This is a genomic window from Chryseobacterium sp., assembly GCF_029240215.1.
In the GTDB taxonomy this organism is placed as follows: Bacteria; Bacteroidota; Bacteroidia; order Flavobacteriales; family Weeksellaceae; genus Chryseobacterium.
The window spans coordinates 534879-556858 of the sequence record NZ_JARBTK010000002.1 but is presented as its reverse complement, the minus strand read 5'-3'; the positions used below and the strand labels follow the sequence as shown (position 1 = coordinate 556858).

Genomic DNA, 21980 nt, shown 5'->3' with positions numbered 1-21980 from the left:
TTTTGTTTTAATTTTTTATAACAACCCCGGCATATTTACCGTCAAATTCTATAATATGCGGGTCAAGACCTTTGCTTTCACAAAAATCTTTAAAAGCTGCATTGTCACCAATATCATCACTCATAAAAATTCCGCCTTTTCTCAATTTGTCCCATAATAACGTGTAAGCCCAAATTCTTCCGTCATAGGTTTTATCACTGTCATAATGTACCACATCTAAAGAATCTGCTTTTGCAAATATCTTAGGCAATGATTCTTTATCAGCAAAACGATAAAGATCCCAATTGTTTTTATATTTTTCCGGGATCACACATCCTACAAAATCTTCACTCTGATTTTGCATAATATATGGCATATCTGAACTGAAAAGCATTCCGTTTCTTTTTACTAAAGACGCTAAAGCTGCAAAAGAAGACCATCCGTAAGCAACACCGGTTTCTATTGATTTCAGGGCAGAAACATATTCATTGATGTAATAGATAACACTTAGCGAACCTGCACCACCCATTTTAATAGGAGCTTTTTCCTGAGCCTGCACTGCAGATTCATATTCCTGCGGGAAGATTTCCTGGAAAGGAACAAAAGTAATTTTTAATATTTTTTCAATAAATTCTTTTTCAGAAACTGCTAAGTTTTTACACCAAACTTCCGCTTCTTCTTTACCACGCAAAGCTGATGAACGATTAAAAATATTTTTCCAAATTTTTCGTCTCAATTCGGGATAAAGATCGGGACGTTTCAGGTATCCAAAAAATGTTGTTGCAATTTCAGCGACTTTACTCATACAATTATGTTTTGAAATGCAAAAATACAAAAGAATTGCTCAAACAATCTTATATTTGCTTTTTTAAGAATTTTTTTTTTGAAAACCACACAAATGCATCAGAAAATAAAAGTGCTTTTCCGCCACAGATCTATGGAGATGGGAGGTGTAGAAAGGGTTCTTCTTGATCTTTTAGAAAATCTTCCGAGAGATCTTTTTGATATCACATTCTTTCTTACTCTGAATCAGGGTGAATTGCGAAGTAATATTCCGAAAGATATTAAAATCATTACTTTTCAAAAAGGAAAAGAAGATATGAGCAACAATAAATTGCTCAGGACATTGCAACTGGTTAAGAGAAACCTAACCCTTCTTTTTTACCGTAAAAATCCCAAATTACTCTACAAAAAAATCATTAAGGACGATTTTGATATAGAAATTGCTCCTACTTATGCAGAGTTTGAAAACATCTTATCAAGTCCTTTAAAATCAAGGAAAATCGCATGGTTTCATACCGATGTAAGCTACGATCCAAACCAGAAAAGAGTTATTAGCCGAATCAATAATCTGAAAAAATTTGATTGGGTAATTTTCGGATCAAAACAGACAAGAGATGTAATTAAAGATCTTTACCAGATTGAATATCCCAAAAGTTCTGTGATCTACAACGCTATCAAAATCGATGAGGTAAGAAAAAAAGCTGAAGAATTTCCTGTACATTATGATTTGCACCCCATATTTTCTTCAATGGGAAGGTTGCATAGCCGAAAAAACTATCATACCTTGATGAATATCCATAAAAGGTTATCAAATGAAGGGTTCTCACATTCTATTGCTGTCATTGGAGGAGGAAGCGAAATGGAAAATTTAAAAAAACAGGCAAAAGAACTAAAGGTTGAAAAAACATTTTTGTTGCTTGATACACAGACAAATCCTTATCCCTATATAAAAAATTCAGATTATTTTGTATTACCTTCGGAATCTGAATCTTATCCTTTAACGATTGGGGAAGTAATGGGGCTACATATTCCTATCATCAGTACCAATGTTGGTGGCATTCCGGAAATGATTGATCATCAAGTAGATGGATATTTGGTAAATCCTGATGAAAATTCTATTTATGAAGGAATGAAACTGTTTCTTACAAATTCTGAAATTCCAAATAAAATAAAAGATAACACCGAAAAAGCAATAGAGAAATTTGACAATCAAAAAATCTATAATGAAGTGACCGAAGTGTTTCTCAGCCAATATCATCTTAAATAATGAATGCCCCAAAAGTAACCATTCTTACTCCATCCTACAATCGTGCACATACATTGCCACGAGTTTTTGAATCTTTGCAAAATCAGACTTTCAAAAATTTTGAATGGCTCGTGATTGATGATGGCTCGACTGACAATACTAAAGATTTAGTTGAAGGATTTCAGAAAGAAGCTGCTTTTAAAATCCGTTATTATTTTCAGGAAAACCAGCACAAATTTCTAACATTTTTTCGTGGAATTGATCTGGCTGAAGGTCAATATTTTTCACCTTTGGATTCTGACGATGCATTGCCACCAGGTTCTATGGAGATTCTGGTCAATACCTGGGAAAGCATTTCAGACAGTCAGAATATTGTTTTTGTATCAACGCTTTGCGAAGATCAATTCGGAAATATTGTAGGAGATCGTTTCCCAAGAGACCCATTGATCTGCAGTATTTTTGACATGCGCTATAAATACAAAATAAAAGGGGATAAATGGGGTATGGGAAAAACAGAAATTTACAAAAAAATGAAACTAAACTTCGGTGATCTTGCCGGAAAAGGCTTCATTCCAGAAGGGGTTTTTCAGTTTCAGTTTGATAAGTTGGGATTTCACTATTGTATTAATGAAGTTACGAGAATTTATTTTCGTGATAAAACTGATGAGCAATCTCTTGCTAATCAGTTTTATGATAAAAAAAATGCATTCGGCTTGGCAGAAAACTATAAAGCTTTTCTTAATACTTACAATTCAAAGATTTGGAGCAATCCCGTTACAATTCTTAGAAACCTCGGTGGTTACCTTAAATTCTCGAAAATTGACGGCAGATCTTTAAAGAAAATCATTTCAGATCTGGAAGCATCTGAAATAAAAATATTTGCATATCTAATCTATCCCTTCTCAAAATTTATTTAAAAAAAGCGTTTCAATTAAAAAACTTTCTTCCTGACATACCACAAAGTGTAACTTTAAAGTTTCGATATATCGAAGAAAAAAATTAAATTAGTCTTTGTATTATATAGAATCCCTCAAACAAAATGATAAAGAAAAAAATCCTCATCCGCATCGGTTCTCTTCGTCACGGAGGAGCTGAAAAAGTACTGGTAACTTTCCTTAAAAATCTTCCTGAAGATAAGTACGAAATTGACTTACTCTTAAATTTATATTCAGGAAAATACCTGAGCGAAGTTCCTGATTGGGTGAATATTATTTACCTCAACAAAGGTGAAATGATCACCACCAACCGACTTCAGGACATCCCTGAAAAAGCAGCAAGAGTTATTTTTCAAAAGGTTTTAAAAGAATTCCCGGATCTTTTGTATACGCTTATTCTAAAGGATAAAAAATATGATATCGAATTTGCTGCGATTCATGGAATGCGCGACGAAATCCTCCACTCTACCAATCATTCTTCAAAGAAAATCATTTGGATCCACAATGATCTTTCGCAGGTGAAAGAGTATACCGATCAGGAAATTCGAAAGTTTTTTGGGTTTGACTCCATTATGGTGATTTCAAAAAAAATAGAACAACTATTTCATAATTTAGCCAGAAACGAAACTGAAAAACAGAAAATTGTAAAGATCTATAATCCCTTAGATACTCAAGAAATTTTAAGCAAAGCTCAACAACCGGTTATCGATTATGAATTTGATGAGAAAATTCCTACTTTCATTTCGGTGGGAACTGTTTTTCCTCAAAAGGGTTTCGACAGACTTTTGAGAGTTCACAAAAAACTCCTTGATGAAGGCTTTAAACATAAAATTTTGATCGTAGGTGACGGTTATGATTTTGAAAACATAAAACATTTAAAAACTGAATTGGGAGTTGACGAAACTGCCACCATGTTAGGTTTTACCGATAATCCTTATCCTTACTTTAAAAATTCTGATTTTTATATTTTAAGTTCAAGATATGAAGGTTTCCCGACAGTTTTATTTGAAGCAATTACCTTGAAAAAGAAAATTATCGCTACAGAAGTTTCCGGCGTTAATGAAATGTTGAATAATGGTGAATTGGGTTTGATTGTAGAAAATTCTGAAGAAGGAATTTATATGGGCATGAAAAAAGCTTTAACAAATCCTGATTTTTTCTCTGGATTTACCGAAAAACTTGAAAATTATACGATGCCTTTTAATCTTGATCATTCTGTTGCCAGAATAGTTTCAGTTTTAGATGAATTATAATTAAGATTTAATTATCAATAAAATAAAACAGAATCCTTAAATTTGTTGCATGCCCAAGAATTACACCATCATACAAAAAGACTTTTACAGGGAAAGCGGCGAATGGCTTTCACCCATTCAGATTTTGATGAAATGCATCAATCCTAATCTGCATTTTATCTATATTCTCAGAAAGGCACAGAAATTTAACAAAACTCCTGTTTTAGGATTCTACTGGAAGATTGTTCTGCGACATTTTCAGATTAAATATGGCTTTCAGATATATCCGGAAACACAGATTGGAGAAGGTTTATATTTGGGACATTGGGGAAGTTTGGTAGTCAACCCTAAAGCCGTGATCGGCAAAAACTGTAATATTGCACAGGGTGTAACAATCGGGCAACAAAACCGAGGAAAAAACGAAGGTTTTCCGGTAATCGGTGATGATGTCTGGATTGGTCCCAATGCTGTAATTGTAGGAAGCATCACCATTGGAAACAATGTTTTGATTGCACCCAATTCCTACGTTAACACTGATGTACCTGATAATTCTATCGTTGCTGGGAATAAGGCAAAAATATATCCTAAAAGTGATGCAACTGAAGGATATATCAATAATAGGGTAGAATAATTCATTTTATTGTAATTTAATCTATATTAAATTGTGTTAAAATTGATTGTAAATTCACCAAAAATTATATTTTTGTATAATTATTGATTTAGTCTATTGAATTTGGAAATAATTTAAACGAAATAAATAACCATCATTTAAATCTTATTTATGTCACAATCGTACAAAGTTATTTTTGAAAACAACAGAAAATGGGTAGAGTCTAAGATCTCAAAAAACCCAACGTTCTTTGAAGACTTAGCCAAAACTCAGAATCCTGATTATTTATACATCGGATGTTCAGACAGCAGGGTAACTGCAGAAGAATTGATGGGCACAGAGCCTGGTGAAGTTTTCGTAACGAGAAACATAGCTAATGTTGTCAATACTTTGGATATGAGCTCCACTGCTGTTATTCAGTATGCGGTAGAACATTTAAAGGTAAAACACATTATTGTGTGCGGACATTACAATTGCGGTGGAGTAAAAGCTGCGATGACGCCTCAGGATTTAGGATTATTAAATCCTTGGTTGAGAAATATTCGTGATGTTTACAGATTGCATCAAGCTGAGCTGGATTCTATCGATGATGAAGGAAAACGCTATGACAGATTGGTAGAACTAAACGTTCAGGAGCAATGCATCAACGTTATCAAAATGGCTTGTGTGCAGGAAAGATATATCATTGATGAGTTTCCTGTGGTGCATGGCTGGGTATTTGACCTTAGAACGGGAAAAATTATTGATCTGGAGATTGACTTTGAGAAAATCTTAAAAGACATTCAAAAAATATATAATCTTACCAGTTCAGACTGGGTGATGAGCCGAAAGAAATAATCTTTCAAAAAATAAAAAGAGTAAATGAAATTCTGGAGTATTATTACATTAATGATCGTCCTCAACTTCACAGCATTGCCAAGCATTGCTGCTGTTGCTGATTGGGATATCATGTCAACCAATGTAATAGTGAACGAAGAAGAAACCCATTCTCATTACTCATCTCTGTTTTCTGTTTACGAAAAAACACTTCCAAAAACTTTAGATGTTTACGATTATCTTAAGTTCTTTGAGCCTGATATTGAGGGCAGATCTTTCACATTAATAGATGACGATTTTCATCTATCTCCTTTACTGAGCATATTTTCTCCGCCTCCGGAAGCTTAGTCATTTACAATTTACTTATTCAAATCGTCTTCGATTCTGAACATTTTCACATTTCATTAATATCCAATCATTTTTTGATTGATTTTAATCGATTCACTATTTACATCAACGTATTTTTCAATTGTCATGAAAAAATCAAAATCTTTCTTTGGAGAAATCAAAGAGAACTTTCCTTCGGGTCTAGTCGTATTTTTAGTCGCTTTACCCCTTTGTTTAGGAATCGCTTTAGCATCGGGAGCACCACCACTTTCGGGTATCATTTCAGGTATTGTCGGCGGTTTGGTGATCGGTACAATCAGCAATTCAAATATTTCAGTATCGGGACCTGCGGCGGGACTAACTGCAATTGTATTAACGGCGATTACAGACCTTGGTGCATTTGAACTTTTTCTTTGCGCAGGCATTATTGCCGGACTTATCCAGCTTGTTTTAGGATTTGTAAGAGCCGGAAGTATTTCTAATTATTTTCCAAATAATGTTATTGAAGGAATGCTTGCAGCGATTGGAATCATCATTATTTTAAAACAGATTCCTCACGCTTTAGGATTTGATAAAGACTATGAAGGTCACGAATCTATCTTTGATAGTGGATTAAACTTCGACTATTTTACAGAGTTATTCGGAGCCATTCATCCCGGTGCTGTTGTGGTCACTCTCGTTTCCGTCGGAATTCTTTTAGCATGGGATCATATTCTTATTTTAAAGAGGATCAAAATGCTTCCCGGAGCTTTAGTTGCAGTAGTTGCAGGTATTTTATTAAATGAAGCTTTTAAAATGAGCGGAAGTTCTTTGGCAATAGGCACGAGCCACCTCGTATCACTTCCTGTACCACAAAGTATTGATGATTTCAAAAATCTCATTACAATGCCCGATTTTAACGGATTTACAAACCCAAAAGTCTGGATTGCGGGAGCAACCATTGCTATTGTAGCTTCTATTGAAACTCTGCTTTGCATTGAAGCATCCGATCGATTAGATACCCAAAGAAGAATTACAGATACTAATCTTGAATTAAAAGCTCAGGGAATTGGTAATTTAGTAAGCTCGTTAATCGGAGGGCTTCCGATGACATCGGTGGTGGTAAGAAGTTCAGCAAATGCCAACGCAGGAGCAACCTCAAAAGTTTCGGCGATGATTCATGGTTTCCTCTTACTGGTTTGCGTTTTGTCTATTCCGTTTTTATTAAATTTAATTCCGTTGGCAACTCTGGCTGCAGTATTGCTTTTGGTAGGATACAAATTAGCAAAACCCGCAACATTCAAACATTTCTGGCATCTTGGTAAATTCCAGTTTATACCGTTTGTAGCAACTGTAGTAGCAATCGTAGCGACTGATTTGCTGAAAGGCGTAGGAATTGGTCTTGCCATCTCCGTTTTTTATATTCTTCAGGGAAATATGAAACGTGCATATTATCTTAGCAGAGAAAAACTAGATGATGCAGACGGAATCTCAATCAAGCTTGCAGAAGAAGTTTCTTTCCTTAATAAAGCTGCGATCAAAAAGACATTGAAAAATATCAAACCCAATTCTACAGTGATTATTGATGCGACAACGACATCGTATATTGCGACCGATGTATTGGAAATGATTCAGGACTTTGCCAATATCCGTGCAAAAGAAGAAGACATCAATGTACAACTGATGGGTTTCAAAACATCATACAGAGATTACGAAACCGATGAAGACTCTCACGTGATTATTACTCACAAAAGAGCAATGTAAACAACAATCAATTTTTAATTTAATACATAAAAGATAATTTATATGAAAGCACATACTTCCGAAACACAGTCAACTATAACTCCTGAAAGGGCATTAGAATTTTTAAAGGAAGGAAATCAGAGATTTGTAGGCAACCTTAAGGCAAACAGAGATCTTCTGGAACAGGTAAATGCTACAAGAGAAGGCCAATGGCCTTTTGCAGTCGTTCTAAGCTGTATTGACAGCCGCACATCTGCCGAATTGATCTTTGATCAGGGATTGGGCGATGTTTTCAGTATCAGAATTGCCGGAAATTTTGTTAATCAGGATATTTTAGGCTCAATGGAATTTGGGTGCAACGTAGCGGGTTCCAAGCTTGTAGTAGTTTTAGGACACACTAAATGCGGAGCTTTAAAAGGTGGACTTGATGCTGCAAAAATTGAAGGAATGGGTATGGATAATCTAAACCATTTGATTGATCATTTTGACCCTATCATTAAGGCAATCATCGAAGATGGCGAAGAACGCTCTTCAGCAAATATTTCTCTTCTTGAAAGATTAAATCACCATAATGTAAAGAATGCGATTGATGATATCCGCAAACAAAGTTCAACTCTAAAAAGACTTGAGGACGAAGGAAAAATCAAAATTGTAGGCGCCAATTATGACGTTGAAACAGGTGTTGTAACCTGGTTATAATATTTTCTCCTTATGAATGTAATTCCGGCGAGAGCTTTGCTCTCGCCGGAATTTTTTATAGTCAGATTTAAATTTATTATTTCCCGTTAAATGCAGACATTGTATTTCCTATTCCTGCAAAAACAAAGGAAAGACATGCTTTAGAGAACTTTTCAATTCTTTCATTCAATTTTTCTGTTTCTTCTTCGTTCCAGGTTCCCAATACGTAATCAACTTGTCTTCCTTCAGAAAATTCCGCAGAAATTCCAAATCTGAGCCTTGCATAATTCTGAGTTTGCAGGCTCTCATGAATGCTCTTCAACCCATTGTGACCGGCATCAGAACCTTTCATTTTCATTCTTAAAGTTCCAAACGGTAATGCTAAATCATCAGTAACAATCATTACATTTTCTAATGGAATATTTTCTTTCTGCATCCAGAATTTTACAGCATTGCCTGATAAGTTCATATATGTATCGGGCTTTAGAATAAAAACTTTTCTGCCTTTATATTTTCCTTCTGCCATCCATCCAAAATTAGTGGTATTGAAAGAAACATCAAGGCTCTCCGCTATTTTCTCGGCAACCTTAAAACCTATATTGTGACGTGTATTTTCATATTCCGGACCTTTGTTGCCCAAACCAACAATTAAATATTTCATGAGAAATTTTTTGCAAAATTAAGAGATATTAAATAAAAAAACTCAATCCTGTGAAGAATTGAGTTTAAATATATTTTTTGATGATGTCTTTACATCGGTTTGTAAATATAGTTTACTCCAAAACCTCTGATCATATACGTTTGTGCATCATATCTGTAATCTGTAGAGAAAATTGCCGGAGTCGGAATTGGTTGTGTAAGATCTGTGATAGATATTCTTTTCGGACTATTAGGAGATAACATCGAAGATGCATCATCATTATAATCAGTTGCTAAAATTGTAGAAACTTTATATGCAAATGGAAGAAGTGTGTATGGGTTGATTTGAGAATCATAATTCAAGAATTCATATGCATACTTTTCAATTGCAGGACCATTAATACCAGCATTAATTTTACCATAATGTCTTTCAGCTTTTGAAACATTATCGCCTAAATATGTATATGTTGTTTTAGAATAATCTTTATATTCAAAAGGGATTCCTATAGCATCAGGACCATTTTTCATATTGATTACATCTAATTTCCCTGTTGTAGAACTGTAAGTCAGATCGTATAAAACCTTTACTTTAGAATCCAGTGCGTAAGGTCCCGGAGTCGTTGAAGGAGGTACAGGTGCTGCTCTTTTAAAAGTAGACCTGTTTTCTGAAATGATCGTCAATCTCCCTAGATTTCCGTAAGTAAATAACTGCGTATAAACGATACTGTCAGCATCCAGATCTCCATCGCCATCATTATCTAAATGACCTTTGAAATCAATCTGGCTGATCTTATCACCGCTCCACATTACATTTGCCGCAGAATATTTATCTGTAATTACACTTGACAAAAGCAAACCATTATAACGATATTCTGCGATTGTATCCGAATCTGTAATTTCTCTGAATAAAGCTCTCGGACCATTAAAGCCACTTGATTGATTTAAATCGATGAGAGGATTACCTTCTTCATCAACCATATCTTTACAAGAGTGAATAGAAGAAATACCAGCGATAAGTAAAATAAAATAGAAAAGTTGTTTCATTTCCGAAGGGGATTATTTATTTTTCCACAAATATAATTTTTTTTTGAATAAAAAGCACCTTTTTATTTATATTCTCGCAAAACCATCAAACAAAAACAACTTATAAAGCCTTATAAATATATTTTTGAACCTGAGTCTGATCTGAAGTCGGATAATTCATTGAATCGTAAAGATACGTTAAGTCAGTGCTCACCATTGGTGTTCCATTATATTGTACATTATAATTGGTAAGATTATTAGCTGATAACAATGGGAAATTAAGCGGATGCATCAAACTCCAAATTACAAAAAATGTTTTTGGTAAAGTTGTGTAAGGATTGATCTTATTATCATAAGAAGTATAATTATAAGTTGTAGTCATCAAAACTGTCGAAGTCGGCACACCAGCGGAAGTAGTAGGTCCTGTTTCTGTTACTACTTTGGTAATATTATCTCCAGTATTTGTAAAATTATAATTAGTGTATTGTGAATAGTCAGCTCCTATTTTTTTCTTTTCTACAATTTTTGTCATTTTCCCAGCACCATCATATGTATATGCATACTCGCTCGTGAATCCAGCCGTAGTTCCTACGCTTGTATTACCAATAGTTGAATTAATTTTCCCACCAGAATCGTAAGTAATATCAAAATTATATGCAATATTATTCGCTGGTATAGTACCATTAACTTGTTGGTCAACTTTAACTTTGGTAATCTTCCCTGAAGTATAAGTAACAACTGCTATTAGGAATGAATTTGGTCCACTATCTTCCCTGTAAATTGCTTTTTCAAGAACACCTCCGGTGGTTACAAATTCTTGGGTAATTTCATTATTAGCAATAATTTTATGTAAAATCCGAGGTCCTGTGATTGTGGGACCAGTAGATCCACTTCCTCCTGTACCTGTAGAGGGATTATTTTTATTATTATTGATGGGATCATCTGTTGTGTTATCACAAGAGAACATGAAGCCAAGAAGTAATGCTGCCACTACTTTAAAAAAGTTTTTTCTGATCATAGTTTTCAATTTTTGGTCGCACAAATATAATTAATTTTCAACACGACTTGAGTTATTTTAAATATTTACCAAAAAAAATCTAAAAACTTTCGCTTTTAGATTCAGATTATGTTAAATGATTAAAAAAACAGGAATATTTCTACATATTAAAATTTGAAATCACATCCTCACTTTCATCATTAAAAAAAAGAACCAATATAATTTCTTCATTTTTAATTTCTTCCATAAAACCTCTCGACATGACAAAATTCTTTTTTATATCATTTATAATTTCTTTTTCCTGTGGTAACCCAAAACTTTGAAGTGTTATCATTGACTCAATTTTCGATTTTGAATTGATTTTTAATCTGTAAACTGCAAAATCATTCTGTGGCTTTAATTTTTTATATTTTTTGAAATAATCACCCGAAAAGTAGAAACTATCGGTGTTTCTAATTTTATTTTTTATCAGGAAATCTAATGCTTTTCTTTCAGCATCTATTCTCTTATCACTAAGAATTTTTGTGTAGGTACAGGAAGACATTTCAAAATTATCTTTACTATTTAAATAGATCAAAATGCGATCACCTTTTTTCACTTCAATTTCACATGCAGATCCGAAAATCTCCCCAACTTTACCTTTTATAATGATTGATGAAATACTTTTACCTTTATATAGTTTTAAAATTTTAATATCGGCTTTGTAAAACCGCTCATCATCATTTTTTTTAGAGGAAATATTGTAGGTTTTTAAAATCTCAATTTCCCCTATGAAGTCATTTTGCGCAAAATTTTCACCAAAGCTTTGTTGATTGCATTTGCAGGCATAAACCCAAAATGAATTCAATAAAACAAACAAAACCAGAATTTTTTTCATGTTTTTTAGTTTTAAATATCAAGAATAGACTTCAACAAAACATTTACCTCATCCACATTTTGCACCCCATCTTTTCTCATCATCAATTGATTACCTTCTTTACCGATTTTCTCTTTAAGTTGCGCTTTGGCAGGATTTTGAGTTAGATAAGTAATGATATGTCTGAATTTATCGGTCTGATAAAACTTATCCTGAGGATTATTCGGGAAATATCCGAGAAAAATCCCGTTTTTCATGACGATTTTTTCAAAACCGATAGCTGCAGCCAACCATTTTAAAGCAACACTTTTCAATAAATTAATTGCTTCTGAAGGCAAAGCTCCGAAACGGTCTGTCAGTTCAGATTCAAATTTTTGAAGGTCAATTTCATTATCAATTTCAGCCAATTTTTGGTACAATAACAATCTTTCTTCCGTGCTTGAGATGTAAAAATCCGGCAACATTAGTTCAAGATCAGTATCAATATTAACTTCTTTCACAGATTTAAATAGTTTTTGTCGGTCTTCTTCATTTTCAAAAAGATTTTCAAAATCTTTATCGTCTTTTAATTCTTCCAAAGCTTCCTGCATCATTTTCTGATAGGTTTCGAAGCCCATTTCATTGATGAATCCACTTTGTTCGCCTCCCAACAAATCTCCTGCTCCACGAATTTCCAGATCTTTCATTGCAATCTGAAAACCACTTCCCAAATCTGAAAACTGCTCAATCGCTTCCAGTCTTTTTCTGGCATCAGAGGTCACCATATCCAATGGCGGCGTAATCAGATAACAGAAAGCTTTTCTGTTGCTTCTACCAACACGACCTCTCATCTGGTGAAGATCAGCCATTCCAAAACGCTGTGCATCATTGATAAACATTGTATTCGCGTTGGGAACATCTACTCCACTTTCTACGATAGTTGTTGCAACCAGAACGTCGTATTTTCCTTCCATGAAATCAAGAACATTCTTTTCAAGCTGTTTGCCTTCCATTTGTCCGTGACCCGTGATTACTCTCGCATCAGGAACTAATCTTTGAATCAATCCTGCAATATCTTTCAGATTTTCAACCCTATTGTTGATAAAATAAACCTGTCCGTCACGCTGCAATTCGTAAGAAACCGCATCACGAATAATTTCTTCACTAAAGCCGACCATATGAGTTTCCACAGGCTGTCTGTTGGGCGGTGGCGTTTTAATCACCGATAAATCTCTCGCAGCCATCAATGAAAACTGTAAAGTTCTCGGAATTGGCGTTGCGGTCAAAGTAAGTGTATCAATATTAGATTTCAATGTTTTTAGTTTATCTTTTACGGCAACTCCGAATTTGTGCTCCTCATCGATAATCAGTAAACCTAAATCTTTAAATTTCACTTTTTCGGAAGCCAATTGATGCGTTCCGATCACGATGTCTACTTTTCCGTCTTTCAAACCAGCAATAGTTTCAGCTTTTTGTTTTGCCGTTCTGAATCTGTTTAGATAAGAAATATTTACAGGAAAATCTTTTAATCTGTCTTTAAAACTTCTGTAATGCTGAAATGCCAAAATAGTAGTTGGGACCAAAATCGCAACCTGTTTTCCATCTGTTGCAGCTTTAAATGCAGCACGAATGGCGACTTCTGTTTTCCCGAAACCTACGTCGCCACAAACCAAACGATCCATCACAGTTTCGGCTTCCATGTCATTTTTTACATCAATGGTCGCTTTTTCCTGATCTGGCGTGTCTTCATAAAGGAAACTTGCCTCAAGCTCATTCTGCAAATAAGAATCCGGTGTATAGGCAAAACCTTTGGCGGTTTTTCGTTCCGCATATAATTTAATTAAATCAAATGCGATCTGTTTTACTTTGGCTTTTGTTTTCTGTTTCAAAGATTTCCAGGCGGGCGAACCAAGTTTGCTCAAAACCACTTCCTTTCCGTCGGGACCGTTGTACTTTGAGATTTTATGCAATGAATGAATACTTACATATAGTAAATCACCATTCTTGTATGTCAGTTTAAAACATTCCTGAATTTTACCATCATTATTCACTTTCACCAATCCCATGAATTTTCCGATTCCGTGGTCGATGTGAGCGATATAATCTCCGACTTTTAAGGACATCAGATCTTTCAGAGTCAGCTGTTCAGATTTGGCGAATGTATTTTTGGCTTTATATCTTTGGTAACGGTCAAAAATCTGGTGGTCGGTGTAAACCAAAATTTTATGATCAGAATCTACGAAACCTTCATGAAGTTCAGATTTAAAACTTTTAAATGGCAACTGATTCTCTAATTCTTCAAAAATAGATTCTAATCTCTCTTTCTGTTTATCTGTTGAAAAAGAAATCCATGTTTCAAAGCCTTGTTGCTGTTTTTCTTCTAAATCTTCAATCAGCAACTCAAAATTTTTGTGAAAGGACGGCTGCTGCATCTGCTTGATTTCAATTTGTTCTGAATTGGCAACTTCTATCGGCTGCGAACTGAAATCTATAGTTTTAAATTTCTTGTAATCAAATAAAAATTCTTCGTCTGAAATAAATAATTCCTGCGGAGTTCTATGCGAAATATCCTTGCTTAATGTTTGATATTTTTCTAAAGATTTCTCATAAAAGCTTCGGATTTTATTTAAACCTACAACAGCATTTTTAGAAATCACAAAACTGTCTTTCGGCAAAAGCTCCAACAAAGAAACGCGACTTCCTGAAACTGAAAAATTCATATTTGAAACCAATTGAAAATCTTTTACTTTATCTACTGAAAGCTGGGTCTCAATGTCAAAAGTTTTAATATTCTCCACTTCATTTCCGAAGAAAGTGATTCTATAAGGTTTTTCGTTAGAATAAGAAAAAACGTCTACAATTCCTCCACGTACAGAAAATTCTCCCGGCTCAGAAACAAAATCTGTCTGCTGAAACTGATAATGCGAAAGCAACTCATCCACAAAATCAAAATCAAGCTGGTCGCCGACTTTTATATGATGAGAAATTGCTTTGAAATCTTCTTTCTTCAAAACCTTTTCCGCCAAAGCTCCCATGTAAGCAACGATGATCTTCGGAGATTTTTCAGAATTTATTTTATTGAGAACATCAGTTCGCAAAACCAAATTGGCATTCTGAGTTTTCTCAACCTGATAAGGTTCAAGATGCGTTGCCGGAAAGTATAAAACCTTTTCCTTTCCCAACAAATCTTCCATTTCTGTATTAATATATAGAGCTTCTTCTTTATCATCTACAAGATAAAGTATGGTCTTTTTTTGGGTGAGAAAAAGTTCGGCGATAAAAATAGAAACCGAAGAACCTGCACTTCCTTTTACTGAAAGATGTTGATGATTCTCAAATTGTACAAAAATTTCTTTTCCAAATTCTTTTTTAAGAAGATCAGGAAGAAAGCTTTCTTTTATGGTTTTCAAGTGCATAAAAATAATATAGGTATAAACGACAAAAGCGATTTCGGGAGAATTCCGAAACCGTTTTAGCATTACAAAGATAATGCTATTTTTTCTTTAAGCTAAATTGAGATATTCAATTCAACATTTATCAACAATAAACCTTTACAAATCACAATTTTTTATTAAAAACCCAAAAAAGAGTTAAAAATAATTCACTTTTTGACATGCGGCACAATGTTTGAAAAGTCTTTTCCCATAAACCGAAATATTAAATATTATGAAAAATGTAATCAAAATTTTAGGCGTTTTTATGCTGGTAATGTTCACAGCAATTTCTTTCACTTCATGCAGTGATGATGACGATCCGGCAAACAACGATTTCTTCGCAGGAACATACAAAGGAAGTATTTCTTACAAAGACGGATCAACTGACATCTCAACAGATAATGGAAGTGTATTTGTAACGAAAATTGCAAGCGGAACAAAGTATAATTTTGCTTTCTCAAACAGTATTCCTGATTTGAATGGAGTAGAATTTGAGCAACAAGGTGACAACACCTTAGTAAGTGTAGGATCTACTGTAGCATCTTACATCAGAATTGATAATAATGAATTGAAGATTGCTTACGCAAAAGATGGAAAAATCTGGACAGCGAACTGTACAAGATAACAAACTATTCATATATCTGAAACCTGTTTCTCTTTTGGGAAGCAGGTTTTTTCATTTTAAACCCTAATAAACTTAGATCATAATTAATCACAACTTTGCTTTCCTCTAATCAACTTTAATCTTTTTTTAATCTGTAATAAACTTTAGTTAAGTCTATTCAAAAAAGATTTTATATTGAGATTTTCTATAACTTTACTTAAACAAAAAACAATCAATTAGACATGAAAAAATTTCTTACAGCAATGTCAATCATTTTAGGACTAGGACTTGCAACTGCTCAACAAGCTGTTCCTGCGACTAAAAGTACAGCTCAGAAAACCACAAAAACGGTAAAAGCCACAAAAACAGAAGCAGCGAAACCGGCAGCCAAACTCAAAAAAGATGGCACACCAGACAAAAGATTTAAAGAAAATCAAAAATTAAAAAAAGACGGAACACCTGATAAAAGGTATAAAGTAAACAAATAATCAACATTAAAAAATGTTGTCTTTTCATAATCAAATTTCGAAGAACCGATGAATTTTATTCGTCGGTTTTTTTTGTGTTTAATTTTAAAATATTTGACAGAATTCTATAGTTATTTATAAATTTGAACCATGTTAAACTTCTTCAAGAAAAATGCGGCATTGATCTGGGCAAAAAAGCACGTTCAGAAAGCGAATGATTTTAAGCAAAATGCAGAAAAAAATCAAGAGAAACTGCTTTTATCATTGGTGAAAACTGCAGAAAAAACACTTTTTGGAAGAGAACATCAGTTTGAAAACATTGAATCAATAGAAGATTTTCAGAAAAACGTACAAATTGCAGACTACGAAGATCTAAAACCTTATATCGAAAAAGTAAAAAAAGGTCAACGCAATATTCTCTGGACAGACACTCCGGAATATTTTGCTAAAACTTCAGGAACTACTTCAGGATCGAAATACATTCCAATCTCAAAAGAAGGAATGCCGTATCAGGTTGCAGGAGCGCAAAGTGCCTTATTCCATTATATTTCAAAAAAAGGAAATGCCGATTTCGTCAACGGAAAAATGATTTTCCTTCAGGGAAGTCCGGAATTGGAGGAAGTTTTCGGGATTAAAACGGGGCGTCTTTCAGGAATTGTAGCACATCATATTCCGAATTATCTTCAGAAAAACCGTCTTCCAAGCTGGGAAACCAATCTGATGGAAGACTGGGAAGCTAAAGTCGATAAAATCGTTGAAGAAACGGAAAAGGAAAACATGACCTTAATTTCCGGAATACCGCCGTGGCTGATTATGTATTTTGAAAAACTGATTGAGAAAAACGGTAAAAAAATCAAACAGCTTTTCCCAAATCTTCAATTAATCGTAACGGGCGGAGTGAATTACGAACCGTATCGTGAAAAGATGGAAGAACTTTTAGGCGGGAAAGTTGACATCGTTCAGACATTTCCTGCTTCGGAAGGATTTTTTGCTTTTCAGGATGATTATACAAAAGAAGGGCTTTTGCTTTTGACCAATCACGGGATTTTCTATGAATTTGTTCCTTTAGAACAATATGGAAAGCCAAATGCACAAAGATTAACTTTAAAAGAAATTGAACTCAATAAAGATTATGCTTTGATTTTAACGACAAATTCGGGATTGTGGGCGTATTCAATTGGTGATGTAGTAAGATTTATTGATAAAAATCCGCACCGGATTTTGGTCAGTGGCAGAACCAAACATTTCACCTCCGCTTTTGGCGAGCATGTGATTGCTTTTGAGGTGGAAGAAGCAATGAAAGCAACAATTGAGAAATTTCCTGCGCAGATTACAGAATTTCATCTCGCTCCGGAAGTGAATCCGATAGAAGGATTGCCTTATCACGAATGGTTTATAGAATTCGAAAAGGAACCGGAAAATTTAGACTTATTCAAAACAGAACTTGATGATCAGCTGAGAAAAAGAAATACTTATTATGATGATCTGACAGCTGGAAATATTCTTCAGAAATTAAAGATCACCAAACTTTCAAAAAATGCTTTTCAGGAATATGCAAAATCTGAAGGTAAACTGGGTGGTCAAAATAAAATTCCGAGATTGGCAAATGATAGAAAAATTGCCGATTTATTGAAAATTTATAAAATTTAAGCACATTTTCTCTATTCCGAAAAGATATATTCAAAAAAAATTATAAATTTGGAAAACTAAAATTTAATAATGAAAGCATCTGTACTTTTAAAATCATCTTTACTAACGGGTTTATTTGTCATCTCATCTTGTGCTACCACAAAGTACAGCGAAAACATCTCAACAAATAATTATTCTAACCTTGAAGCAGGAAAAATATATGTTGTAACGCCAAGAGACGGATCTAAAAAACAGACCATTCTTTTCAGAAATTTAAGTGGTGATAATATCATTGGTACTGCCGGAAAAAAAGACAGTACAGAAGTGGTGATTCCTAAATCTAACATCGCATCTGTAAAAGACAGATCAAAAGCGAGAGTTGTAGGCGGAGCTGCTGTGATAGGAGCTGCAGGTGTTGCCGCAATCGTGATCAGCGCATTAAGAGCCGACTAAAATAGATTTTATCTTTCAGAGGATATTTTATTTATCTTTTGAAATCTCAATATAAAGATAGCCCTGAATAAATATTTAGGGCTATTTTTGCGAAATGATTTCTCTTACACCGCTTAAAACCTTAGAAAATATAGAATTCAGAAATCTTCTTACAGGTAGATTTTTTATTGTTTTAGCATTCAGAATGCTTGCCACATTACTCGGATGGTGGGTATATCAATTGACAAAAGACCCTTTTTCTATAGGATTGATAGGGCTTTCAGAGGTAATTCCGGCAGTAAGCTGTGCATTGTATGCAGGCCATGTTATCGATATGAATGAAAAGAAAAAGCTGCTGCTCATCTGCACTTATCTTTATGTTTTTCTTATCGCACTGCTTTTAATTCCGGCATTTTTCAATATTGAACTTCATTTTTCCGGGCACGAAATTACTTATTTCATCTATGGAGTTATTTTTTTCACAGGAATTGTGAGGGCATTTATAGGTCCTATTGTTCCGTCAATGATTCCGAAAATCGTTCAAAAGGTGAATCTTCCGAGTGCCATAACATTAAATCAGGCAACATTTTTGGTTTCTTCAGTTTGCGGCCATGCTGCAGGAGGATTTTTGATCGGTTTGTTCGGTGTTAAATGGACATTAATTGTGATTATTTCCTTAATATGTGTTGCTTCAATATTTTTCTGGCAGCTTCAAAAACAGTTTTCAGAATATAAAAAAGAAGAAATCAAGGTATCGGAAAGTATGCGTGAAGGAATTTCTTATATTTTTAAAACAAAAGAAATTCTAGGAGCACTTTGCCTGGATATGTTTGCGGTACTTTTCGGTGGTGCGGTAGCCATGATTCCTGTTTTTGCTACAGATATTCTGAAATCCGGCGCTGAAGGTTTCGGATTTTTGAATGCTGCTTCAGATATTGGTTCGATGATTATCATTACTACTCTTTCCATTATTCCTTTAAGAAAAAATCAGGGTAAAGTTTTGCTCGCTGTGGTTGCAGGATTTGGGCTTTGTATAATCGGTTTCGGATTGTCACATTATTATTGGCTGTCATTTATGTTTTTGGTTTTAAGCGGAATGCTTGATGGAATATCGGTTGTTATCCGGGGAACTATTGTTCAGTTAAAAACTCCGGATCATATCAGAGGAAGAGTTTTAAGTGTAAATTCCATTTTCATTATGTCAAGTAACGAAATGGGACAATTTGAAAGCGGATTGATGGCAAAACTTTTAGGCGTTGTACGTTCTGTAGTGTTTGGAGGCAGTATGACTTTACTAATTGCATTAATTGTGGGAACTACTAATCATAAGCTGAGAAAAATGCAATATTAGGAGACAATCAGCGTTGTATTTAAATATATTATAAAAACCTAAACTTAAGGTTATTATTTTTTTTATATTTGTATTAAATATTTTTCGAAAATGAAAAAAACTCTACTCATTTTTTTATTGATTCTATCTCAGGTATTTTCTGCACAGTCAGATTGTCCTACGGCTATTACCGTTTGTGGAAACTCAGGAATATCATATACACCATCGGGTCCGGGAAACATCCTGGAAGATCTTGGCGGATGTCTTACTGATGATGAAAACTTTTCTGTGTGGTATACATTTTCTATCGCTACCGCAGGAACCTTAACTTTTACCATTAATCCAAACGTATTTGCTGACGATTACGATTTCGGAGTTTATGGTCCCAATAAACCTTGCGGAGCTTTAGGTGCGCCGATCAGATGTAACTTTTCAGGAGCTGATGGTCCTACAGGTCTGAATTTAACAACTGTACACCCAACTGTAAACGGACAATGGAGTGGTTTTATGAATGTGCTTCCGGGAGAAGTATATTATCTTGTGGTTGATAACTTCTCAAACAGCCCGAATGGTTTTACACTTACCTGGGGTGGTACTGCAACATTGGCATCACCATTTAATGACCCGGGATTGATTACAAATCCTTTTATTGCTCCGGGATTACCTAATGCAAATCCGAATGACCCGAACGAAGTTGTGGTATGTACCAATCCTGCAATATTTGATTTCAGCACGTTGTCTCCTGGAATTATCAATGGCAATACCAATTTTACTGTTTCTTACCATTATAATACGAATGATCTTTTAACAGGAGACAACCCTATTACGACTCCTGTTGCTGTAAATATTACGGATACTTATTATTACAGTATTACTTACACAGATCCTACAAATCCGAATAATCCTATCAATAAGTGTAAACAAACCGGTGAATTTAAATTCAAAGACGGGTCTATAGTCGCTACCGATGCCACCCTCACGGAATGTAACAATAACAATGAGGGGACTGCTGTTTTTAACCTGACAACAGCGAATGTCATTAATATTCCGACTGCTACTAAAAAGTATTATCCATCGATGTTTGATTTGAATGCCAATACGAATGAAATCACGAACCCTTATCAGTATTTATCTGCAGGAGGATCCGTTTTTGTTTTGGTAACTTCAGAGTTTGGATGTACAGATATTGCTGAAATTAAACTGAAATTCTTTCCGGTAGTGGTTGTCACAGAAGCAACGCTAAGAGCTTGTTTTATTGAATCAAACCCTTCTACGGGTTCATTTAATTTACCAAATGCTAATGTTACAACCTTGGCAGGAGCTATTAAAAAATATTATCCTTCTGCAACTGATGCAATCAATCAAACTAATGAAATCCCTAGCGCAAACGCCTCCAATTATATTGCGCCAAACGGCGTTGTCTATGTAAGAGTAATAAGTGCAGATGGATGTTATACTGTAGCCAAAATTACGTTAGTGGTAATTCCTCCTGTATATTCTACTGTATTGATTGATAAAGTGATCTGTATTGAAGATAAAACAACATTAGATGCAGGACCGGGATTCACAGGATACGAATGGAGCACCGGAGCAACAACTCAAATCATATCAAATGTTGGGGTGGGTACTTATTGGGTGAAGCTGACAACCGGAGACTGTACTGCAATTCAGAATGTAAAAATATATGCAACAGAACAACCTGTAGTTTCAAGCATCGACATTAGCAACAATTCTGTTACTGTTAATGTATTAGGAGGAACACCTGCTTATCAGTATTCACTGGATAATGTACATTGGCAGGACTCTAATGTATTTACAGACCTTACAAGAGGTGACTATACAGTTTATGTAAAAGATTCGTATGACTGTAATCCGATGGAAGTGAATTTTGTAGTACCAAATATCATCAATGTAATCACACCAAACGGAGACGGGGTAAATGATGTTATCGACTACTCTGCTTTAGGAAGCAGGTCTAATTTGGTATTAACCATTTTCGACAGATACGGAACTAAAATTCATCAGGCAGACAAAACAAATAACTACACGTGGAACGGTACTGTAGCCGGTAAAAAAATCCCTACCGGAACATATTGGTACTCTGTCACCTGGAACGAAAACAACAAAAATAAAACACCTATCAAATTCTCAGGATGGGTAATGGTAAAAAACAGAGACTAATTTCTATAATAATAACAGTAAAGAAATCGCTTGAGTGCGATTTCTTTACATTTTAGGCCTAAATGCATTATTTTTTTTAAA

The 21980-nt window shown here is 34.5% G+C and carries 20 protein-coding genes; 14 read left to right on the top strand and 6 right to left on the bottom strand.

Annotation, left to right across the window (positions count from 1 at the left end; all coding sequences use genetic code 11):
* Nucleotides 1-7: 7 nt before the first annotated feature.
* Nucleotides 8-784: a class I SAM-dependent methyltransferase gene (locus K0R77_RS06575; RefSeq protein WP_300350112.1), complete on the bottom strand. Its 777-nt coding sequence runs from the start codon at nt 782-784 to the stop codon at nt 8-10.
* A gap of 93 nt (nt 785-877) precedes the next feature.
* Between K0R77_RS06575 and K0R77_RS06570 the strand changes: the two genes are divergently transcribed.
* The 8 genes from K0R77_RS06570 to K0R77_RS06535 all read left to right on the top strand — a co-directional run bounded on the left by K0R77_RS06570 (nt 878) and on the right by K0R77_RS06535 (nt 8349).
* Entirely contained in the window at nt 878-2029 is a 1152-nt protein-coding gene (locus K0R77_RS06570; protein WP_300350110.1) for a glycosyltransferase, read from the top strand.
* The gene (locus tag K0R77_RS06565) at nt 2029-2925 is read left to right on the top strand and encodes a glycosyltransferase family 2 protein (RefSeq protein ID WP_300350109.1); all 897 of its coding nucleotides are present in this window, start codon (nt 2029-2031) and stop codon (nt 2923-2925) included. The genes K0R77_RS06570 and K0R77_RS06565 overlap by 1 nt, the downstream gene beginning before the upstream one ends.
* Before the next feature lie 122 nt (nt 2926-3047).
* On the top strand, nt 3048-4196 hold the full coding sequence (locus tag K0R77_RS06560) for a glycosyltransferase (protein WP_300350107.1): 1149 nt from the start codon (nt 3048-3050) through the stop codon (nt 4194-4196).
* Between the two features lie 49 nt (nt 4197-4245).
* Nucleotides 4246-4806: a serine acetyltransferase gene (locus tag K0R77_RS06555; protein WP_300350105.1), complete on the top strand. Its 561-nt coding sequence runs from the start codon at nt 4246-4248 to the stop codon at nt 4804-4806.
* A gap of 150 nt (nt 4807-4956) precedes the next feature.
* On the top strand, nt 4957-5622 hold the full coding sequence (locus tag K0R77_RS06550) for a carbonic anhydrase (protein ID WP_242803484.1): 666 nt from the start codon (nt 4957-4959) through the stop codon (nt 5620-5622).
* A gap of 24 nt (nt 5623-5646) precedes the next feature.
* Nucleotides 5647-5949: a hypothetical protein gene (locus K0R77_RS06545; RefSeq protein WP_300350103.1), complete on the top strand. Its 303-nt coding sequence runs from the start codon at nt 5647-5649 to the stop codon at nt 5947-5949.
* A gap of 126 nt (nt 5950-6075) precedes the next feature.
* Entirely contained in the window at nt 6076-7671 is a 1596-nt protein-coding gene (locus tag K0R77_RS06540; RefSeq protein WP_300350102.1) for a SulP family inorganic anion transporter, read from the top strand.
* A gap of 42 nt (nt 7672-7713) precedes the next feature.
* Nucleotides 7714-8349 carry a carbonic anhydrase family protein gene (locus tag K0R77_RS06535; RefSeq protein ID WP_300350100.1) on the top strand — a complete coding sequence of 212 codons (636 nt, stop codon included), beginning with the start codon at nt 7714-7716 and terminating at the stop codon, nt 8347-8349.
* Nucleotides 8350-8425: 76 nt separating this feature from the next.
* On the opposite strand, the gene pth is transcribed toward K0R77_RS06535, so the two are convergent.
* From pth to mfd, 5 genes are all read right to left on the bottom strand, one after another.
* Complete coding sequence (gene pth / locus K0R77_RS06530; RefSeq protein ID WP_300350098.1) at nt 8426-8989, bottom strand: aminoacyl-tRNA hydrolase; 564 nt, start codon at nt 8987-8989, stop codon at nt 8426-8428.
* Nucleotides 8990-9078: 89 nt separating this feature from the next.
* A complete protein-coding gene (locus K0R77_RS06525) occupies nt 9079-10011 on the bottom strand; it encodes a hypothetical protein (RefSeq protein WP_300350097.1) in 933 nt (310 codons plus the stop codon).
* A 100-nt stretch (nt 10012-10111) separates the two neighbouring features.
* The gene (locus K0R77_RS06520; protein WP_300350096.1) at nt 10112-11008 is read right to left on the bottom strand and encodes a hypothetical protein; all 897 of its coding nucleotides are present in this window, start codon (nt 11006-11008) and stop codon (nt 10112-10114) included.
* Between the two features lie 139 nt (nt 11009-11147).
* Nucleotides 11148-11864, bottom strand: a complete 717-nt coding sequence (locus K0R77_RS06515; RefSeq protein WP_300350094.1) for a hypothetical protein — start codon at nt 11862-11864, stop codon at nt 11148-11150.
* A gap of 11 nt (nt 11865-11875) precedes the next feature.
* Complete coding sequence (gene mfd / locus K0R77_RS06510; protein WP_300350448.1) at nt 11876-15238, bottom strand: transcription-repair coupling factor; 3363 nt, start codon at nt 15236-15238, stop codon at nt 11876-11878.
* A 250-nt stretch (nt 15239-15488) separates the two neighbouring features.
* On the opposite strand from mfd, the gene K0R77_RS06505 reads away from it, so the two are divergent.
* The 6 genes from K0R77_RS06505 to K0R77_RS06480 all read left to right on the top strand — a co-directional run bounded on the left by K0R77_RS06505 (nt 15489) and on the right by K0R77_RS06480 (nt 21899).
* A complete protein-coding gene (locus K0R77_RS06505) occupies nt 15489-15881 on the top strand; it encodes a hypothetical protein (RefSeq protein WP_300350092.1) in 393 nt (130 codons plus the stop codon).
* Nucleotides 15882-16102: 221 nt separating this feature from the next.
* The gene (locus tag K0R77_RS06500) at nt 16103-16348 is read left to right on the top strand and encodes a hypothetical protein (RefSeq protein ID WP_300350089.1); all 246 of its coding nucleotides are present in this window, start codon (nt 16103-16105) and stop codon (nt 16346-16348) included.
* A 129-nt stretch (nt 16349-16477) separates the two neighbouring features.
* A complete protein-coding gene (locus K0R77_RS06495) occupies nt 16478-17977 on the top strand; it encodes a GH3 auxin-responsive promoter family protein (protein ID WP_300350086.1) in 1500 nt (499 codons plus the stop codon).
* Between the two features lie 69 nt (nt 17978-18046).
* Nucleotides 18047-18409: a hypothetical protein gene (locus K0R77_RS06490; protein ID WP_300350084.1), complete on the top strand. Its 363-nt coding sequence runs from the start codon at nt 18047-18049 to the stop codon at nt 18407-18409.
* A 94-nt stretch (nt 18410-18503) separates the two neighbouring features.
* Entirely contained in the window at nt 18504-19739 is a 1236-nt protein-coding gene (locus K0R77_RS06485) for an MFS transporter (protein ID WP_300350081.1), read from the top strand.
* A gap of 90 nt (nt 19740-19829) precedes the next feature.
* Nucleotides 19830-21899 (top strand): T9SS type B sorting domain-containing protein, encoded by a 2070-nt coding sequence (locus tag K0R77_RS06480; RefSeq protein ID WP_300350079.1) that lies wholly within the window; start codon nt 19830-19832, stop codon nt 21897-21899.
* The last annotated feature ends 81 nt before the right edge of the window (nt 21900-21980 follow it).

Excerpts from the sequence above, each read along its gene's own strand:
- K0R77_RS06540 (WP_300350102.1), top strand. The coding sequence starts at position 6,076 with ATGAAAAAATCAAAATCTTTCTTTGGAGAAATCAAAGAGAACTTTCCT.
- K0R77_RS06555 (WP_300350105.1), top strand. The coding sequence starts at position 4,246 with ATGCCCAAGAATTACACCATCATACAAAAAGACTTTTACAGGGAAAGC.
- K0R77_RS06545 (WP_300350103.1), top strand. The coding sequence starts at position 5,647 with ATGAAATTCTGGAGTATTATTACATTAATGATCGTCCTCAACTTCACA.
- K0R77_RS06515 (WP_300350094.1), bottom strand. The coding sequence starts at position 11,864 with ATGAAAAAAATTCTGGTTTTGTTTGTTTTATTGAATTCATTTTGGGTT.
- K0R77_RS06560 (WP_300350107.1), top strand. The coding sequence starts at position 3,048 with ATGATAAAGAAAAAAATCCTCATCCGCATCGGTTCTCTTCGTCACGGA.
- pth (WP_300350098.1), bottom strand. The coding sequence starts at position 8,989 with ATGAAATATTTAATTGTTGGTTTGGGCAACAAAGGTCCGGAATATGAA.
- K0R77_RS06535 (WP_300350100.1), top strand. The coding sequence starts at position 7,714 with ATGAAAGCACATACTTCCGAAACACAGTCAACTATAACTCCTGAAAGG.
- K0R77_RS06525 (WP_300350097.1), bottom strand. The coding sequence starts at position 10,011 with ATGAAACAACTTTTCTATTTTATTTTACTTATCGCTGGTATTTCTTCT.
- K0R77_RS06570 (WP_300350110.1), top strand. The coding sequence starts at position 878 with ATGCATCAGAAAATAAAAGTGCTTTTCCGCCACAGATCTATGGAGATG.
- mfd (WP_300350448.1), bottom strand. The coding sequence starts at position 15,238 with ATGCACTTGAAAACCATAAAAGAAAGCTTTCTTCCTGATCTTCTTAAA.
- K0R77_RS06505 (WP_300350092.1), top strand. The coding sequence starts at position 15,489 with ATGAAAAATGTAATCAAAATTTTAGGCGTTTTTATGCTGGTAATGTTC.
- K0R77_RS06500 (WP_300350089.1), top strand. The coding sequence starts at position 16,103 with ATGAAAAAATTTCTTACAGCAATGTCAATCATTTTAGGACTAGGACTT.
- K0R77_RS06485 (WP_300350081.1), top strand. The coding sequence starts at position 18,504 with ATGATTTCTCTTACACCGCTTAAAACCTTAGAAAATATAGAATTCAGA.
- K0R77_RS06565 (WP_300350109.1), top strand. The coding sequence starts at position 2,029 with ATGAATGCCCCAAAAGTAACCATTCTTACTCCATCCTACAATCGTGCA.
- K0R77_RS06550 (WP_242803484.1), top strand. The coding sequence starts at position 4,957 with ATGTCACAATCGTACAAAGTTATTTTTGAAAACAACAGAAAATGGGTA.
- K0R77_RS06480 (WP_300350079.1), top strand. The coding sequence starts at position 19,830 with ATGAAAAAAACTCTACTCATTTTTTTATTGATTCTATCTCAGGTATTT.
- K0R77_RS06495 (WP_300350086.1), top strand. The coding sequence starts at position 16,478 with ATGTTAAACTTCTTCAAGAAAAATGCGGCATTGATCTGGGCAAAAAAG.
- K0R77_RS06575 (WP_300350112.1), bottom strand. The coding sequence starts at position 784 with ATGAGTAAAGTCGCTGAAATTGCAACAACATTTTTTGGATACCTGAAA.
- K0R77_RS06490 (WP_300350084.1), top strand. The coding sequence starts at position 18,047 with ATGAAAGCATCTGTACTTTTAAAATCATCTTTACTAACGGGTTTATTT.
- K0R77_RS06520 (WP_300350096.1), bottom strand. The coding sequence starts at position 11,008 with ATGATCAGAAAAAACTTTTTTAAAGTAGTGGCAGCATTACTTCTTGGC.